The 16,636-nt window shown below is 71.2% G+C and carries 14 protein-coding genes; 7 read left to right on the top strand and 7 right to left on the bottom strand.

Features of this window, described 5'->3' with window-relative positions; all coding sequences use genetic code 11:
- The first annotated feature begins 2 nt into the window (after positions 1–2).
- The gene (locus AB0M36_RS24510; RefSeq protein WP_364161265.1) at positions 3–1,235 is read left to right on the top strand and encodes a cytochrome P450; all 1,233 of its coding nucleotides are present in this window, start codon (positions 3–5) and stop codon (positions 1,233–1,235) included.
- Positions 1,236–1,242: 7 nt separating this feature from the next.
- Here the strand turns inward: AB0M36_RS24510 and AB0M36_RS24505 are convergent, their stop codons facing one another.
- From AB0M36_RS24505 to AB0M36_RS24495, 3 genes are read right to left on the bottom strand one after another with little or no spacing between them, the layout of a single operon-like run.
- Entirely contained in the window at positions 1,243–2,394 is a 1,152-nt protein-coding gene (locus AB0M36_RS24505) for a thiolase domain-containing protein (RefSeq protein WP_364161263.1), read from the bottom strand.
- Positions 2,391–3,449, bottom strand: a complete 1,059-nt coding sequence (locus tag AB0M36_RS24500; protein ID WP_364161261.1) for a thiolase domain-containing protein — start codon at positions 3,447–3,449, stop codon at positions 2,391–2,393. Before AB0M36_RS24500 ends, AB0M36_RS24505 begins: the two co-directional genes overlap by 4 nt.
- Positions 3,446–4,417, bottom strand: coding sequence for an OB-fold domain-containing protein (locus tag AB0M36_RS24495; protein ID WP_364161259.1), 972 nt, complete (start codon positions 4,415–4,417; stop codon positions 3,446–3,448). The genes AB0M36_RS24500 and AB0M36_RS24495 overlap by 4 nt, the downstream gene beginning before the upstream one ends.
- Before the next feature lie 88 nt (positions 4,418–4,505).
- Here AB0M36_RS24495 and AB0M36_RS24490 point away from each other — a divergent pair, with 88 nt between their 5' ends.
- The gene (locus tag AB0M36_RS24490) at positions 4,506–6,053 is read left to right on the top strand and encodes an acyl-CoA synthetase (RefSeq protein WP_364161257.1); all 1,548 of its coding nucleotides are present in this window, start codon (positions 4,506–4,508) and stop codon (positions 6,051–6,053) included.
- Here the strand turns inward: AB0M36_RS24490 and AB0M36_RS24485 are convergent, their stop codons facing one another.
- The gene (locus tag AB0M36_RS24485) at positions 6,054–6,854 is read right to left on the bottom strand and encodes a crotonase/enoyl-CoA hydratase family protein (protein WP_364161255.1); all 801 of its coding nucleotides are present in this window, start codon (positions 6,852–6,854) and stop codon (positions 6,054–6,056) included.
- A 58-nt stretch (positions 6,855–6,912) separates the two neighbouring features.
- Here AB0M36_RS24485 and AB0M36_RS24480 point away from each other — a divergent pair, with 58 nt between their 5' ends.
- Positions 6,913–8,532 carry an acyl-CoA synthetase gene (locus AB0M36_RS24480; RefSeq protein WP_364161253.1) on the top strand — a complete coding sequence of 540 codons (1,620 nt, stop codon included), beginning with the start codon at positions 6,913–6,915 and terminating at the stop codon, positions 8,530–8,532.
- A complete protein-coding gene (locus tag AB0M36_RS24475; protein WP_364161251.1) occupies positions 8,522–9,613 on the top strand; it encodes a nitronate monooxygenase family protein in 1,092 nt (363 codons plus the stop codon). The genes AB0M36_RS24480 and AB0M36_RS24475 overlap by 11 nt, the downstream gene beginning before the upstream one ends.
- Before the next feature lie 24 nt (positions 9,614–9,637).
- On the opposite strand, the gene AB0M36_RS24470 is transcribed toward AB0M36_RS24475, so the two are convergent.
- On the bottom strand, positions 9,638–11,470 hold the full coding sequence (locus AB0M36_RS24470) for a hypothetical protein (RefSeq protein ID WP_364161249.1): 1,833 nt from the start codon (positions 11,468–11,470) through the stop codon (positions 9,638–9,640).
- A 137-nt stretch (positions 11,471–11,607) separates the two neighbouring features.
- Complete coding sequence (locus AB0M36_RS24465; RefSeq protein WP_364161596.1) at positions 11,608–12,651, bottom strand: alcohol dehydrogenase catalytic domain-containing protein; 1,044 nt, start codon at positions 12,649–12,651, stop codon at positions 11,608–11,610.
- A 95-nt stretch (positions 12,652–12,746) separates the two neighbouring features.
- On the opposite strand from AB0M36_RS24465, the gene AB0M36_RS24460 reads away from it, so the two are divergent.
- From AB0M36_RS24460 to AB0M36_RS24450, 3 genes are read left to right on the top strand one after another with little or no spacing between them, the layout of a single operon-like run.
- A complete protein-coding gene (locus AB0M36_RS24460) occupies positions 12,747–13,904 on the top strand; it encodes a hypothetical protein (RefSeq protein ID WP_364161247.1) in 1,158 nt (385 codons plus the stop codon).
- A 5-nt stretch (positions 13,905–13,909) separates the two neighbouring features.
- Positions 13,910–14,686, top strand: a complete 777-nt coding sequence (locus AB0M36_RS24455) for an SDR family oxidoreductase (protein WP_364161593.1) — start codon at positions 13,910–13,912, stop codon at positions 14,684–14,686.
- Between the two features lie 22 nt (positions 14,687–14,708).
- Complete coding sequence (locus AB0M36_RS24450; protein ID WP_364161245.1) at positions 14,709–15,872, top strand: sulfotransferase; 1,164 nt, start codon at positions 14,709–14,711, stop codon at positions 15,870–15,872.
- An 11-nt stretch (positions 15,873–15,883) separates the two neighbouring features.
- Here the strand turns inward: AB0M36_RS24450 and AB0M36_RS24445 are convergent, their stop codons facing one another.
- Positions 15,884–16,636, bottom strand: a complete 753-nt coding sequence (locus AB0M36_RS24445) for a hypothetical protein (protein ID WP_364161243.1) — start codon at positions 16,634–16,636, stop codon at positions 15,884–15,886.

Genomic DNA, 16,636 nt, shown 5'->3' with positions numbered 1-16,636 from the left:
CCGTGGCTGAGCCCCGCATCCCCGAGGGTTTCGACTTCACCGATCCGCAGATCTACGTCGACGGCATACCGCACGCGGAGTTCGCGGAGCTGCGGCGCACCGCGCCGGTCTGGTGGGTCCCACAGAAGCGCGGCAGCGCCGGCTTCGACGACGAGGGCTACTGGGCGGTCACCCGGCACGCCGACGTAATGGCCGTGTCGCGCGACAGCGACACGTACTCGAGCTGGGAGAACACGGCCATCGTCCGGTACCAGGCGGATCTGCCCCGCGAGCGCATCGACCTGCAACGGTGTGTGCTGCTTAACATGGACCCACCGCAGCACACGAAGCAGCGCGCCGTCGTCGCGCGCGGCTTCACCCCGCGGGCGATCAACAGCCTGCGGACGGCGCTGTCCGCCCGCGCCGAGCGGATCGTCCGCGAGGCGGTCGGCTCCGACACCGGCGACTTCGTCAGCGAGGTGGCCTGCGAGCTGCCCCTTCAGGCCATCGCCGAGCTGCTCGGCGTGCCGCAGGAGGACCGCCGGCACGTCTTCGACTGGTCGAACGCGATGATCGGCTACGACGACCCGGAATACAGCGGCGGCGCCGACCCCATGGAGCCGGCGGCGGAGTTGCTCGCCTACGCCATGAAGATGGCCGAGGACCGGCAGGCCTGCCCGCGCGACGACATCGTGACCACGCTGGTGAAGGCGGAGATCGACGGCGAGCACCTGTCCACCGACGAGTTCGGCTTCTTCGTGCTGCTGCTGGCGGTGGCCGGCAACGAGACCACCCGCAACGCGATCTCGCACGGCATCATGGCCATGCTCGACCACCCCGATCAGTGGGAGCTGTTCAAGGCCGAGCGGCCGCGGACGGCGGTGGACGAGATCGTCCGCTGGGGCACTCCGGTGAACACCTTCCAGCGCACCGCGACGCGCGACACGGAGCTGGGCGGGCAACAGATCAAGGCGGGCCAGCGGTTGGCGCTCTTCTACGGCTCCGCGAACTTCGACGAGGCGGTCTTCGACCACCCGGAGCGGTTCGACATCACCCGCAGCCCCAACCCGCACCTCGGCTTCGGCGGCAGCGGCGCCCACTTCTGCCTGGGCGCCAACCTGGCCAGGCTCGAGATCGAGCTCATCTTCAACGCCATCGCCGACCACATGCCCGACATCAGCCTGGCGGGGCCGCCCGAGCGGCTGCGTTCCGGCTGGCTGCATAGCATCAAGCACCTGCCGGTCCGCTACCGCTAGAAAAGTCTCACGGCTCGGTCGAGACCACCCACATCGAGAAGAACTGCGAACCGCCACCGTACGCGTGCCCCAGCGCGACGCGTGCCCCGGCGACCTGGTGATCGCCGGCCCGGCCCATCACCTGCATGGCCGCCTCGGCGAAGCGCAGCAGGCCCGAGGCGCCGATCGGGTTGGAGCACAGCACGCCGCCGGACGGGTTCACCGGCAGCCGTCCGCCGATCCGCGTCTCGCCGGCCTCGGTGAGCTTCCAGCCGTGCCCGGCCTCGGCGAAGCCCAGGTTCTCCAGCCACATCGGCTCGAACCAGGAGAACGGCACGTACAGCTCGGCGACGTCCACCTCGTCCAACGGGTCGGCGATCCCGGCCGCGTCCCAGAGCGCCCGGGCCGCCTCGGCGCCCGCCCGGGGGTTCACGTGGTCCTTGCCGGCGAAGAAGGTCGGCTCGGTGCGCATAGCGGTCGCCCGGATCCACGCGACCTGACGGTCGCTCGCCTCGGCGGCCGCCTCGTCGCCGAGGACGACGGCGCAGGCGCCGTCGGAGGAGGGGCAGGTCTCGTCGTAGCGGATCGGGTCCCACAGCATCGCCGAGGCGCGCACCGACTCCAGCGTGATGTCGGGTTGCCGCAGGTGCGCGTACGGGTTGAGCGCCCCGTTGCGGCGATCCTTGACCGCCACGAGCGCGCCGATGTGCTCCGGCGCCGAGCACCGCCGGATGTAGCTGCGGATGTGCGGGGCGAAGTAGCCCCCGGCCCCGGCGCCGATCGGCGCGCTGAACGGCGGCTGGATGGACAGCGCCCACATGGCGTTCGACTCCGACTGCTTCTCGAAGGCGACCGCGAGCACCCGCCGGTGCACGCCGGCGCGGATCAGGCTGGTGGCCACGTTCGCGGTGGCGCCGCCCACCGAGCCGGCCGTGTGCACCCGCAGGAGCGGGCGCCCGGCGGCACCGATCGCGTCGGCCAGGAACAGCTCGGGCATCATCACGCCCTCGAACAGGTCGGGCGCCTTGCCCAGCACGACCGCGTCGATCTGCGACCAGTCGGTGTCCGCGTCCGCCATCGCCCGGTCGATGGCCTCCCGGCACAGCCCGGCCATCGACACGTCGGTGCGCCGGGTGCGGTGGTGGGTCTGCCCGGTGCCCAGTACGGCCGCTCGTCTCATCGCTGCGCCTCCAGCACGCACACCAGATTCTGTTGCAGGGCGGGGCCGCTCGTGGCGTGCGCGGCCGCCCGTCGTGCCCGTCCGGACATCACCTGCGCGGCGGCCGCCCCGATGCGGGACAGGCCGGCCGAGAACATCGGATTGCCGCAGAGCGCCCCGCCGGACGGGTTGATCCGCACCTTGTCGCCCAGCCCGAGCGCCGTACGCAACAACAGCTCCTGATGGGTGAAGGGTGCGTGCAGTTCGGCCACGTCGAGGTCGTCGGGCAGGTCCACGGCGGCGGCCGCGGCGGTCGCCGACGGCACGGTGGTCAGGTCCCGCTCGCCCAGCCCCTGGGGGTCGACGCGGTGCGCGGCGCCGGTGATCCAGGCCGGTCGGTCGTGCTGGCGGCGGGCACGGTCGTCGGCGGCCAGCACCAGCGCCGAGGCGCCGTCGGAGACGGGTGCGCAGTCGTGCGCCCGCAGCGGGTCGGCGAGATAGGGCTCGGCGAGGAGTCGTTCGGCGGTGGTCTGCCCGGCCACCTGGGCGTACGGGTTGGTGGCCGCGTCCGCCCGGCTGCGTGCCGCCACCTCGGCCATGTCCCGTTCGCTGATGAGTCCGGCGTCGAGGGCGAGGCGGGCCTGCAGCGCGGCGATGCTCACCGAGTCGGGCCACAGCGGCGCCGTCGCGTACGGGTCGAGCTGCAGCGCCAGCACCCGGCGCAACCGGCCGGCCGAGGACTTGCCGAAGCCGTAGACCAGCGCGGTCTCCGCCTCGCCGGCGAGGATCTTGACGTAGGCCTCGTAGAACGCCCAGGCCGCGTCCATCTCCACGTGCGACTCGCAGATCGGCGGGAACGCCCCGATGGCGTCGACCGCGTTGACGAACGAGAACGCCCGCCCGGCCAGGTAGTCCGAGGAGCCCGAGCACCAGAAGTCCACGTCCCGCCGGTTCATCTTGGCACCGGCCAGCGCCTCCCGCAGGACCGGCACGAGCGTCTCGACCCCGCTGGTCGTTCCGGCCTCGGGCAGGCACGGGGACTGGGCGAACCCGATGACGGCGACGCGGCGAGTCACAGCTGATCCGCGTAGGACTCGTAGGGCGCCTCGGGCTCGCCGGTCGGCGCGAAGTGCGCGATGTTCTCCGGCGTGGTGGACCACCGCTCGGGTTCCCGCCAGACCGCGGCCACCCGCATGCCCATGCGGACCTGGTCGGCCGGGCAGCCGACGATCAGGTGCGACAGCGGGATGTCAGCGCCGTCCAGCAGGACCTGCGCGACCACGTACGGCGGCTCCAGCCGCTGTCCCGCGAACGGGACGTTGACCACGCAGAACGTGGTGATCGTGCCGCGATCCGCCACCGCCACCTCTTCCTCCGGGGGCACGCCGTCGGCGGGGCAGACCCGCGGCGGCACGTAGACCTTGCGGCAGACCGGGCAGCGCTGGCCGAGCAGCCGTCCTTGCGCCAGCGCCCGCAGGTAGCGGTCCTCTTCCACCGAGGTGGTGTGCCGGTAGTGCAGGCGGATCGGGGTGGTCATCATGGTCACGGGGGTCTCCGTCGCGTCGGCGGGTTCGCCGGGGGAGGCGTCGGGCAGTGCCTCGCCGGGTTCGAAGCACGCGATGTCGCGGATGTGGCCGACCGGGTCGGCGGCCCAGCGGACGCGCACCCGCATCCCGGTATGCATCCGGTCGGGTGAGCCGGCGTCCACGGCGTGCAGCAGGGCCGTGTCCGCCCCGTCGAGCCGGATGAGCGCCCAGCCGAACGGGTGGGTCAGCGGCTGGCCCTCCAGCGGCCGGCTCATCCAGGTCCAAGTGACCACGGTGCCGGTGGGGCGCACCTCCACCAGGTCGGTCACCGGCGCGTGGGTGAGCGGGTCGTACTCCAGCGGGGGGACGTGGACCCGCCCGTCCGAGGTCCGGCCGCCGTAGACGCGGTGGTCGCGCAGGCCGGTCATGAACCGGCCGAGGACCGGACCGAGCGAGCGGGTGTAGTCGAAGGAGATGTCCAGCGGGGCGGACAGCGGCGGCGCCTGCGCGGTATCCACCATCGCAGTGAAACACGTTGCAGTACTGTCCGGCAAGAACGCCGTGCGACAGCGTTCCATAGACTGAAACGCGTTATAGAATCGCGGCATGACGGACATCGGGCTGTGGGCCATCGCGGACCAGTCGTCGCGGCGTGCCGCGATCGTGGACACCGACGGGCGGACGGTGACCTACGGCGAGCTCGCCGGCGAGGCCGACCGGATCGGGCGGGGGCTGCGCGACCTGGGCCTGGAGCCCGGTGATACGGTGGCGGTCCTGCTGCCCAACGGCGCCGACATGCTCGCCGCCTTCTTCGCCGCCTTCCAGACCGGCCTCTATCTCGTGCCGCTGAACTGGCACCTGACCGCCGCGGAGATCGCTTACATCCTGCGGGACAGCGGCGCGCGGGTCTTCATCGCCCACGAGCGCTTCTCCGAGACCGCGGCTGCGGCGGCACGGGAGGCCGCGGTGCCGCCCGGCGGGCGGCTCGCGGTGGGACGGGTTCCCGGCTTCCATCCGCTCGCCGCGCTCGGCGTCGTCGAGACCGGCCGTCCGCAGGGGCGGACGGCCGGCGCGCTGATGGTCTACACCTCGGGCACCTCCGGCCGGTCCAAGGGTGTACGCCGGCCGCTCACCGGCGGCGACCCGGACGACGTGCCGGCGACCTCGACGTGGTTCTTCGGCCTGTTCGGCCTGGAGCCGTTCGGCGATCACGTGCATCTGTGCGGCTCGCCGCTGTACCACACCGCCGTGATGAACTTCGCCGTCATCTCGATCCAGCTCGGGCACACCGTGGTGGTGATGGACCGCTGGGATTCCGAGGAGGCGCTGCGCCTCATCGAGCGCCACCGGGTCACCCACAGCCACATGGTGCCGACCCAGTTCTCCCGGCTGCTCGCACTTGGAGAGAAGGTCCGCACGGCGTACGACCTGTCCTCGATGCGGGTGATGATCCACGGCGCCGCGCCCTGCCCGCAGCATGTCAAGCGGCAGATGCTCGACTGGTGGGGACCCGTGGTGGTGGAGTACTACGCGGCCTCGGAGGGCGGCGGAGCCCTGATCACCGCCGAGGAGTGGCGCGAGCGGCCCGGGTCGGTGGGCCGCGCCTGGCCGGGCTCGCTGATCCGGGTGCTGGACGCCGACGGCAACGACGTGCCGGTCGGTCAGCCCGGGCAGGTCTTCATGCAGATGGGCGACGCCCGCTTCGAGTACCTCGGCGACGCCGAGAAGACCCGGGAGTCCTGGCGCGGTGCCATGTTCACGGTCGGCGACATCGGATATCTGGACGACGAGGGCTACCTGTATCTGTGCGACCGCAAGAGCGATGTGATCATCTCCGGCGGGGTGAACGTGTATCCCGCCGAGATCGAGGGCGAGCTGTCCGGTCATCCGGCGGTCGCCGACGTCGCGGTCTTCGGTGTGCCGCACGAGGAGTGGGGCGAGGAGATCAAGGCGGTGGTGCAGCCGGAGCCGGGCGTGCGGACCGGGGCGGAGCTGACCGCGGAGCTGCTGGCGTACCTGTCCGGCCGGTTGGCCGGGTTCAAGCTGCCGCGCAGCGTCGACTACGTCGACCAGCTCCCGCGCGACCCGAACGGCAAGCTCTACAAGCGGCTGCTGCGGGACCCGTACTGGGCCGGGCGGGACCGGGCGATCTGATCAGTGGCCGTGGAAGCGGGGGGTGCGCTTCTCGGCGAACGCGCGGGGGCCTTCCTTGGCGTCCGCGCTCATGAAGACCGAGGTGCCGATGCGGGACTCCACGGTGAACGCGTCGTTCTCGGTCATCGCTTCGGTCTCCCGCATGGTGCGCAGGATGGCCTGGACCGCGACCGGGCCGTTGGCGGCGATCCGCTCGGCCAGTTCTAGCGCCTTCTCGAGCGCCTGCCCGTCCGGCACGACGTGCCCGATCAGGCCGATGCGCCGGGCCTCTTCCGCGCTGATGTGGCGGCCGGTGAGCAGCAGCTCGGCCGCGACCGTGTACGGAAGCTGCCGCGGCAACCGCACCGCCGAACCGCCCAACGGAAACAGCCCCCAGCAGGCCTCGGAGACGCCGAACCGGGCGCTCGCCCCGGCGACCCGCACGTCGGTTGCGGTGAGGATCTCGGTGCCTCCGGCGACAGCCGGTCCCTCGACGGCGGCCACCAGCGGCTTGGTCAGCCGGCGGCCCTTGAGCAGCGCGTCGATCCTCCAGAGGTCGGTGCCGCCGGCGCGGAAGCCGTCGCCGGGGTGCTCGCGGGTCATGGCCTTCAGATCGGCACCCGCGCAGAAGGCGCCGCCGGCGCCGGTGAGCACGCAGACCCGGATCTCCGGGTCCGCGTCCACCCTGTCCCACGCGCTGCGCATGATGGCGAGCATCTCCGCGGAGAGGGCGTTGCGGGCGCGCGGCCGGTTCATCGTCACGATCAGGACGGGCCCACGCTGCTCGACGAGGGCGTGCGCTTCCTCGGTCACCGGCTCCACGCGGGACTCCTCTCGGCAGGACCTTGCCCCGCACAGTAACACGTTCTAGTTTCTAGAGATGGCGGCCAATATTGCGGATCTGTTCGAACACGCGGTCGACGCCTTCGGAGAGCGGGTCGCCGTGGCCTGCGACGAGCGCGCGACGACCTATGCCGAGCTGGAAGCGAGCGCCAACCGGCTGGCGCATTTCCTGAGTGATCGCGGCGTGCGGCCGGGCGATCACGTCGGCCTGTACGCCGGCAACTCCATCGACGCCGTCGCGGCCATGCTCGCGGTCTACAAACTGCGCGCCGCGGTCGTGAACATCAACTACCGGTATGTCGAGAACGAGTTGCAATTCCTGTTCGAAGACGCCGGGCTGACCGCGCTGATCCACGACCGCAAGTACGCTCCCCGGGTCGCGGCGGTGCTGTCCGCGGCGCCGGGCCCGCACACGGTCGTGGCACTCCCGGACGGCACGGACGCCGACCTCTCCGCGTACGACGGAGTGCACTACTCCGACGCGCTGGTCGCCGGCGACCCCGCCCGCGACTTCCCGGAGCGCTCCGGCGAGGACCTCTACCTGCTCTACACCGGCGGGACCACCGGCTACCCCAAGGGCGTGATCTGGCGTCACGAGGACGTCTGGCGGGTGCTCGGCGGCGGCGTCGACTTCCTGTCGGGCATCCCGGTCGAGGACGAGTGGGCCCAGTCCCAACGCGGCGTCGAGACCGGCGGAATGGTGCGCCTGTGCCTGGCGCCGCTCATCCACGGCAACGCCCAGTGGGCGGCGCTCGCGGCCCTCTTCGGCGGCGACACCGTGGTGATGCTCCCGCACTTCGACGCCGACGCCGCGTGGCGGGCCATCGAACGGCACCGGGTGAACGTGGTGGTCCTCATCGGCGACGCGATGGCCCGCCCCATGATCGAGGCGTACCTGGCCGGCGGCTACGACGGATCGTCGCTGTTCGCGATCTCCTCGAGCGCCGCCCTGTTCTCCCCGGTGGTCAAGCGGCAGTTCCTCGAGACGCTGCCGGACGTGCTGATCACCGACGCCATCGGCTCGTCGGAGACCGGCTTCGCTGGCATGGGCGTGGTCGCCGAGATCGAGGGCGGCGCGGTGGACGGTCCGCGCTTCACGCCCGGTCCCGACACCATCGTGATCGACGAGCACGGCCGGCCCGCCGAGCCCGGCGTCATCGGCCGCCTGGCCCGCGGCGGATACCTCCCGCTGGGCTACCACAAGGACCCGGAGAAGACAGCCGCGCTGCTCACCGAGGTGGACGGCGTGCGCTACGCCGTGCCGGGGGACCTGGCGAGGCTCGAGCCGGACGGCACCATCACGCTGCTCGGACGCGGCAACACCTGCGTCAACACCGGCGGCGAGAAGGTCTTCCCGGAGGAGGTCGAGGGTGCCCTCAAGTCCCACCCCGACGTGTTCGACGCGCTCGTCATCGGCGTGAGCGACGAGCGGCTCGGGCAGCGGGTGGCGGCGCTGGTGCAGCCCCGGCCCGGCCAGCGGCCCGACGCGGCGGAGCTGGACGAGCACCTGCGCAAGCGGATCGCCGGCTACAAGGTGCCCCGCGACGTGTGGTGGGTGGACGAGATCACCCGCACGCTGAGCGGCAAGGCGGACTACCGCTGGGCGCACCGCTACGCCGAGAGCCACCGGGGCGAGGCCGTGAGCCATGCGGACTGACCTGTGCGACCTGCTCGGCGTCGAGTACCCGATCGTCGCCTTCAGCCCCTCGGAACACGTGGTGGCGGCCGTCAGCCGGGCCGGCGGGCTCGGGGTGCTGGGCTGCGTACGCTTCAACGACGCCGCCGACCTGGACGCCACGCTGTCCTGGCTGGACGCCCAACTGGCGGGCCGCCCGTACGGCGTGGACGTGGTGATGCCCGGTCACGTTCCCACCGAGGGCGCCCCGGCGGACCTCGCGACCCTGATCCCGCCGGGACACCGCGACTTCGTCGAACGGACCCTGCTGCGCCTCGGCGTGCCCCCGCTCTCCGGCGCGTCGACCCGTTCCGGCGTGCTCGGGTGGCTGCACTCGGTGGCGCGCTCGCACGTCGAGGTGGCGCTGGCCCACCCGGTACGCCTGATCGCCAACGCGCTCGGCCCGCCGCCGGACGACGTGATCGACCGGGCGCACGAGCGGGGACTGCTGGTGGCCGCGCTGGCCGGACGGGCCGATCATGCCCGCCGTCACGTGGCCGGCGGCGTCGACATCGTCGTGGCACAGGGCTACGAGGCCGGCGGGCACACCGGCGAGATCGCCAGCATGGTGCTGGTGCCGGAGGTGGTCGACGCGGTGGGGGAGGGTGTGCCGGTTCTGGCCGCGGGCGGGATCGGCAGCGGCCAGCAGATCGCCGCCGCGCTGGCCCTCGGCGCGCGGGGGGTGTGGACCGGCTCGGTCTGGCTCGGCACCGAGGAATACCGCAGCCCACCCGCGCTGCGCGAGGCACTGCTGCGGGCGGGCTCCTCGGACACGGTCCGCAGCCGGGCCTACTCCGGCAAGCCGGCCCGGCTGCTGCGCAATCGCTGGACCGAGGCCTGGAGCGAGCCGCAGGCGCCGGAGCCGCTGCCGATGCCGTTGCAGAACATGCTGGTGGCCGACGCGCACTCCCGGCTCATGGAGGCCGGGGATCCGAGCGTCGTGCCGATGCCGGTGGGGCAGATCGTGGGCCGGATGAACCGGGTCCGGCCGGTCGCCGAGGTGCTGGCCGACCTGATCTCCGAGGCGGACGAGACGCTGGACCGCCTGCGGAAACTCGGTTAGCCGGGCGACCGGCCGGACCGGGGGTCAGGGCGCGGTGGTGAAGATCGCGACTCCGTTCGGCGCGACGCTCAGTTCCTTGCCGCTGTCGAAGGTCACGTTGGAGAGGTGCTCGGCAGGCTTGGGGAAGCCGGTGGTCGGGTCGACGACCGGCGTGTTGCCCAGGCTGTAGACGTACTTGTCCAGATCGATCTTGCCGGTCGGCGCGGTGATCGACACCCGGGTCGTGGAGTTGGTGCGGTTGACCAGGACGAACGTCCAGCCCTTGTCGCCCGGGAGCTTAGCCTTGAGCACCCGCACGCCGGTCGGCTGCGGGGGCGCGTACATCTGGGTGCCGGCCGGCAGGTACCGGCTGAGCAGGCTCCAGGTGTAGAACCACGGCCGCAGCGTCTTGGGGTCGATGGGGTCGTAGTGCTCCCACATTCCGCACGAGGTCTTCGCGGCGTACCCGTCGAGGCACCACGCCATGGCGCCGTCCACGCCGGCCCGCGCCTCCTGCACCGCGAGGTCCGCCATGCGTACGGCCTGGGCGGGTTCCTTGGCGAAGTTGTAGTCCTTGTTCGGGTCGTCGCCGGGTGCCTTCATGCCGGTCTCACCGAGGATCACGGATCCGCCGTTGCTGGCCTTCTTGAGCTGCTTCACCGTTTCGGTCAGCGTCGCCTCGGGATATTCCGGCGGCGTGCCGAGGATGTCCACCTCGTGCACGTAGAAGTGGGCTTCGTACTGGGCCACCTCGCGATCCAGCGCGGACTGCAACCACCAGTCCTGGACCTCGCCGCCGCCGCCCGGGAACGTCCAGCCGGGGGAGTGCGAGTCGGTCTTCGAGAGGTCGTTCATCGGGTCGATGGTGGCACCGGTCGCCGTGAACAGGCTGACCGTCGACACGGCCCGCTCGATGCCCGGGACCGGCGGCATCGTCAGCCGCAGGAACCTGGTGCCGTCCGGGAACGCGCGCGGGGTGACATCGACGCGGTGCCATGGGGTGGTGGCGTGGGTCTTGACCGGCGCGGTCTCCTGCAGGTCGACGTTGGTCCAGCTGGTGCCGTTCTTCGAGGCCTGGAACGTCCAGTGGACGCCGCGCGCGTCGGGCGTGCGGTAGAAGCGGGCGGAGAAGCCCGTCAGGTCCGCCTTCTTCCAGACGAGGTGCCGCGCGGTGCCGGCGTTCTCCACCGGCACCGACATGAGGCCCAGGTCGCCCTCGTGGGCGGCGATCGACGCCTGCGCGGTGTCCGGCCCGCCGATCAGGTCGAGCCCCAGGCCGGCGCGGTTGAACGCGACCCGCAGGTTCGCGGTGGCGGTGACCCAGTCCGAGTACTTGAGGCCCTTGTCGTTGTTGGGCTCGTTGATGCCGTTGTAGCGGACGACGTTGGTGAGGCCCTTGTCCTTGCGCAGCTTGCTCATCAGGTCGGCCTGGAGCGTGGCGGCCTCCTGCGTCTTGTAGAACTCCGGGCTGTTCACGCCCCACATGCCGGTCACCACCTTGGTGCCCTGCTGCTTGTAGTGCGCGATGATCCGGTAGGCGTTCTTCATCTGGGGGGTTTCCCAGTCGTAGTCACCGACGTCGCCGGACGGGTTGAACCACGGGCGGTTGAACATGATCCGCACCAGGCCGGGGCTGATGTAGTCCGTCCGCTGGGTCAGCTTGTCGAACTCGGTCTTGGGCCACTCGGTGGCGTTGTCGCCGTCGCCGCCACGGTAGAGCGGGTCCTGGTTGTAGCCGAATCCGAGCCAGTCGCTGTCGACCGCGTCGTCGACCGGGGCAGCATGGGTCGACGCGGTCGGTGCCAGCACGATGCCGGCGAGGGCCACGGCGGCCACCGGCACGGCGAGCGCGCGCCGGAGGGTGCTTCTGTTGCGCATGTGGAGTTCTCCTGCGGGGTGGGCAAAAAACGACGAACCGGGAGCTCGCCAATGGCAGGAAACCCGGTTCGCGTCAGGACTTTACGCGGATACTGTTCGCGTTCGGTAAGGGCTCCACTCCAGACAGGGACGAACGGTCACCGATCAAAAACGACCACGGCCCGGCCCGCCAGCGTGCCGGCCGCGAGCCGGGCGTACGCCTCGTCGATCGCGTCGAACCCGAACTCCTCGACCCGGTTGCGGATCACCCCGGCGCCGGCCAGGGCAATCACCTCACTCGCGTCCGCGATGGTGGAGCCCTGGAAGGTGAAGACCTCGCCGTCGCGCGGCAGCGTGCCGAACCAGGGCGCCGTGAGCCGGCCGCCCGCCGACCCCACCAGCCCGTACGCGCCGCCGGAGCGGACCGCGGCGACGCCCACGGCGATCGTCTCGTCGCTGCCGACGAAGTCGAGCACCGCGTCCGCTCCGGCGTCCCCGATGAGGTGCCGCAGTCGCTCGGCCGTGGAAGCGTCCACACCGTCCAACGTCACCGCCCCGACCGCCTCCGCCAGCGCGCGCCGCTCCGGGTCCGGATCGACGGCGACGACCCGGGCCGCGGTCAACACCCGCAGGAACTGCACCGCGAACGTGCCCAGCCCGCCCACGCCCAGCACCACCACGGTGCCGCCCGCCGTGACGCGCGGCAGCGCCCGCCGCACCGCGTGATAGGCCGTGGCGCCCGCGTCGGTGAGTGGGCCGGCGTGTCTCGGGTCGAGCCCGCCCAGCGGCAGCAGGCCGCGCCGACCGGTCACCAGGACGAAGTCGGCGAGACCGCCGTCGCGCCCGTACCCGCGACCGGCGACGCCGTGCGGGCACCCGTTGTCCAGTCCGCGCACGCAGTGCCAGCAGGTGCCGCAGGAAGCGGACGCGGCCAACGCGACCGCGTCGCCCTCGGCGAGGCCGTCCACGCCCGCGCCGAGCGCGGCCACCCACCCGGCCGTCTCGTGGCCCAGCGTGTACGGCATCGCCCAGCCCAACTTCTCGCCGACCACCTGCGGCATCCGCCGCATCGTGAGATCGGACCGGCACAGCCCGCAGCCGGCGACCCGCACCAGCACCTGCCCGGCGCCCGGTGACGGCACCGGCGCCGTGACCGCTCGCGGAGCGCTACCCCAGCCGGTCATCCGGTACGCCCGCATCATGTCCACGCGCCAAGAGTGAAACACGTTCTTCGTACGGTCAAGGGATGAAATCGAGGCACGTTGACCACAGAATAGAACGCGTTCTAGCATGAGCCGTGCTTACCCAGCCGTTCGCGGAAGCGATCCTCGAGGCGGAAAAGATCATCGATTCGGCCCCGCACCTCGGGGCCGACCAGGACCTGGTCGAGGGATACGACTACCTCGCCGGCAGCATCCGGGCGTCGCTGCAGATGGCGTGGGCCTACGAGCGCGACTTTCCCTATTTCGTCAGGTCCACCGGCCCCTACACGAAGCTGGGCCTGGACAACCCCGACACCCTGTATTTCCACGCCTGGCTGCGCGACGACGCGGAATACGTGGTCACCGGTCGCCGCGGCAGCACGACCGACCTGAGCTTCCAGATCCTCGACGGCGACTACTCGCCGCTCGAGGTCCCGGGCAGCCTCGCCGCGTTCGACGACCGCGCGATCGGCCTCGAGGGCGACGGCTCGTTCCGACTCCGGTTCGGGCCCGACGTGTCGGGCCGCAACGCGTTCCCGCTCGCCAAGCGCTCGGCCATGCTCGTGGTGCGCGAGGTGTTCAACGACTGGGCCGGCGAGCAGCCCGGCATGCTGCGCATCCAGCGCGCCGACCGGATCGGCGTGGCCCCGCCACCACCCACCCACGACGCCCTCGCCAAGCGCTACGGGGTGGCGGGCAAGATCCTGCTCAGCCGGCTGCGCACCTTTCTCGCCTTCGCCGAGCGGTTCTACCTCGGGCTGCCGGTGAACACCCTCACCCCACCCCGCCCGACGCCCGGCGGCCTGGCTACGCAGTATTCCTCGGTCGGGCACTACGAGCTCGACGACGACCGGGCGATGGTGGTCACCGTGCCCGTGTCCGACGCGCCCTACCAGGGCATCCAACTCGGCAGCATGTGGTACGTGTCGCTCGACTACATCAACCACCAGACGAGCCTGACCGTGCCCCAGGCCCACATCGATCCCGACGGCATGATCCGGTACGTGATCAGCGAACGTGACCCGGGCGTGGCGAACTGGTTGGAGTGCACCGGCCATCGCCGGGGCTACGTGCAGCTGCGCTGGCAGCGGCTGTCCCGCCCGCTGACCGCCGAGGACGGGCCGAAGGTGGAGATCGTCGCCGTGGACGACCTGCCCAAGCTGCTGCCGTACCACGAGCCGATCGATCCGGCCGCCTACTCCGAGCGGATCGCCGCCCGGCAGGCCGCGGTCGCGTCCCGGATGCTGGGGTGAGCCAGGTGTTGATGGCGGACAAGGTCGTGCTGGTTTCCGGGGTGGGTCCGGGGCTGGGCTGCGCCCTCGCGGTCCGCGCCGCGCAGGCCGGCGCCGACGTGGTGCTCGCCGCCCGCACGGAGTCCTATCTGGCCGAGGTGGCCGGCAAGGTGACCGCGGCGGGCCGCCGGGCGCTGGCGGTGCCCACCGACATCACCGACGACGCGGCCGCCGAGCGGCTGGTCGAGGCCGCGCTCGCCGAGTTCGGCAGGGTGGACACGCTGGTGAACAACGCCTTCGTGATGCCGCCGATGCGCAGCCTCGGCAAGGTCGACCTGGGCGACCTGCGCGACAGCTTCGAGATCAACGTGCTCGCGGCGCTGCGACTGACCCGGCTGCTGACCCCCGCGCTGGTGGATTCCGGCGGATCGGTGGTGATGATCAACTCCGCGGTGCTGCGGCACTCCCGGCGCCCGTTCGGCCCGTACAAGCTCTCCAAGGCCGGGCTGCTCGCCGTCGCGCAGAACCTGGCCGGCGAGCTCGGCCCGCTCGGGGTGCGGGTCAACTCGGTGGCGCCCGGCTGGATCTGGGCCGACAGCCTGCGAACCTGGTTCGAATACCAGGCCGCCGAGCGTGCGGTGCCGGCCCAGCAGATCTACGACGAGATCGCGGTCACCACCGACCTGCGCCGGCTGCCGGAGCCGGAGGAGGTCGCCGACGCCGTCCTCTTCCTCGCCTCCGACCTCGCCCGCGGCATCACCGGCCAATGCCTCGACGTGAACTGCGGGGAATTCCACCACTGAGCGCGCCGCGAAGGGGCACCGCATGGCAACCACGCGCACCGACGTGGGTACGGTTGACGACCTGCACGCCTCGGCCACCCGGCTCACCGGCCTGGACGACTTCGGCGACGACGACTACGTCGAGGGCCTGCGGGTGCTGCTCGACTCGTACGCGTCGGAGAGTGCCCTCACCCCGGTCGGCAGCAAGGCGACCCGGGCGATGGTGCGCTCCGGGCTGGTGTCCCGGTTGCTCAGCGAGGCGGCCTGGCGGCGGCATCCCGACCACGCGTCGGTCGCCGTCTCCCGACCGATCTTCGTGACCGGCCTGCCCCGGACCGGCACCACGGCCCTGCACCGGCTGCTCGCCGCGGATCCGGCGCACCAGGGCCTCGAGCTCTGGCTCGCCGAAGCGCCTCAGCCCCGGCCACCCCGCCACCTCTGGGAATCCCACCCGGTGTACGCCGCGCTCCAGGGGAGTTACGGGCGGCACCACGAGGCCGATCCGGAGTTCATGGGAATGCACTACACCGCCGCCGACCAGGTCGAGGAATGCTGGCGGCTGCTGTGCCAGTCGATGATGTCGGTCTCCTACGAATGCCTGGCACACATCCCCTCGTATTCCCAGTGGCTGTCGGGGCAGGACTGGACGGCGGCCTACCGGCGGCACCGGCGCAACCTCCAGCTCATCGGCCTGCCCGACCGCGACCGTCGCTGGGTGCTGAAGAATCCCAGCCATCTGTTCGCCCTGGACGCGTTGCTCACCGCCTATCCCGACGCCGTGGTGATCCAGACCCATCGGGCGCCGCGCACCGCGATCGCGTCGGTGTGCAGCCTGAACGCCCGGGCCGCGCGAGGCTGGTCCGAGCGGTTCTCCGGCGATACGGTCGGGCGCGACCAGCTCGAGCTGTGGTCGCGGGGCGCGCGGCGGTTCCTGGCCGACCGGGCGCGACACAGCCCGGAGCACTTCGTCGACGTCGACTACGACGACTTCGTCTCGGATCCGCTCGCGACCGTGGCGGCGATCTACGACAGGCTGGGCCTCCGGCTGACCGCGCAGGCACGGTTTGCCATGGAGGTGCTGCACGCGCGGAGCGGCTCCGGGGCCCGCCGCCCCGCGCACACCTACGAGCTCGCGGATTTCGGGCTGACCGCCGCCGAGGTCGACGAGGCATTCGGTGAATACCTCGCCGTCCATGGCGTCAGCTAGATCCAACTAGGTCATTGTCCCTGCGCTGTCGGGATCGGCTGCAACTCAGTGACAGCGTCGAAGAAGTCAGCGGCGAACCCGTGGCAGTCGTTGCTGCCCTCCTGGTACGGCCCCCTTCGTGCGCGGACAGTGTCGTACAGGGCTGCTACCTGGCCGGCCGTGATTCCTACCAGAGCGCGGTAACGATGCCGCATTCCGTCGCGACGGTCGAGGTTCGCCTGATAGATGATCCGGTATCCGGTCGACGTGAGGTCGAATTTGGCGAACTCGGCGCCGATCGTGACCCAGACCTCCCAATGTGTCCGGCCGTTCCCTTCTCCGTACAACTCCACAAAAGTGGCGGGATCCGAACCGGCCGCCGGATTTCCGCGGATGTTACTGGCTCCGGCGTTGGCCGCGTTCACCGCGTCGTCGGTTTCAAAGACGTCGTCGTCGTCGTCCGTCTCCGTCACCGCGGCTGCGCTGTACACGCTCCGCGGCGGCAGCGCGTCCGCGCCGTCATTCGCCGCGAGTCTCTCGAAGAAGTCTGGATGCTCGGCTAAGAACTTCTTGATCCCGGGCTCGTCATTCGCCTCAGTGAGCTCGTCCCACAGTGCAATGAGCTCGGCGTCGCTGAACGTCGCCGCAGAGGAGCTGGAGGAGCTGGCGGAGCTGGCGGAGCTGGCGGTCGAATGCGCGAGAAGGTTCTCGTGGAGCTCCTCGGCCCGGTCGGATTCTCGCAATGCCTCCAGCAGCTGTGCCGCCGCGTTGTTCGGTTGTGACAT

The organism is Actinoplanes sp. NPDC051346, from assembly GCF_040682215.1.
Classification (GTDB): domain Bacteria; phylum Actinomycetota; class Actinomycetes; order Mycobacteriales; family Micromonosporaceae; genus Actinoplanes.
The sequence above is the reverse complement of the archived record's forward strand: the minus strand, read 5'-3'. Positions and strand labels throughout refer to the sequence as shown.

What these genes read in the sequence shown, in the direction of transcription:
- AB0M36_RS24490 (WP_364161257.1), top strand. Translation starts at nt 4,506, where the DNA reads ATGACGGACATCGGGCTGTGGGCCATCGCGGACCAGTCGTCGCGGCGT.
- AB0M36_RS24470 (WP_364161249.1), bottom strand. Translation starts at nt 11,470, where the DNA reads ATGCGCAACAGAAGCACCCTCCGGCGCGCGCTCGCCGTGCCGGTGGCC.
- AB0M36_RS24480 (WP_364161253.1), top strand. Translation starts at nt 6,913, where the DNA reads ATGGCGGCCAATATTGCGGATCTGTTCGAACACGCGGTCGACGCCTTC.
- AB0M36_RS24505 (WP_364161263.1), bottom strand. Translation starts at nt 2,394, where the DNA reads ATGAGACGAGCGGCCGTACTGGGCACCGGGCAGACCCACCACCGCACC.
- AB0M36_RS24475 (WP_364161251.1), top strand. Translation starts at nt 8,522, where the DNA reads ATGCGGACTGACCTGTGCGACCTGCTCGGCGTCGAGTACCCGATCGTC.
- AB0M36_RS24465 (WP_364161596.1), bottom strand. Translation starts at nt 12,651, where the DNA reads ATGATGCGGGCGTACCGGATGACCGGCTGGGGTAGCGCTCCGCGAGCG.
- AB0M36_RS24450 (WP_364161245.1), top strand. Translation starts at nt 14,709, where the DNA reads ATGGCAACCACGCGCACCGACGTGGGTACGGTTGACGACCTGCACGCC.
- AB0M36_RS24445 (WP_364161243.1), bottom strand. Translation starts at nt 16,636, where the DNA reads ATGTCACAACCGAACAACGCGGCGGCACAGCTGCTGGAGGCATTGCGA.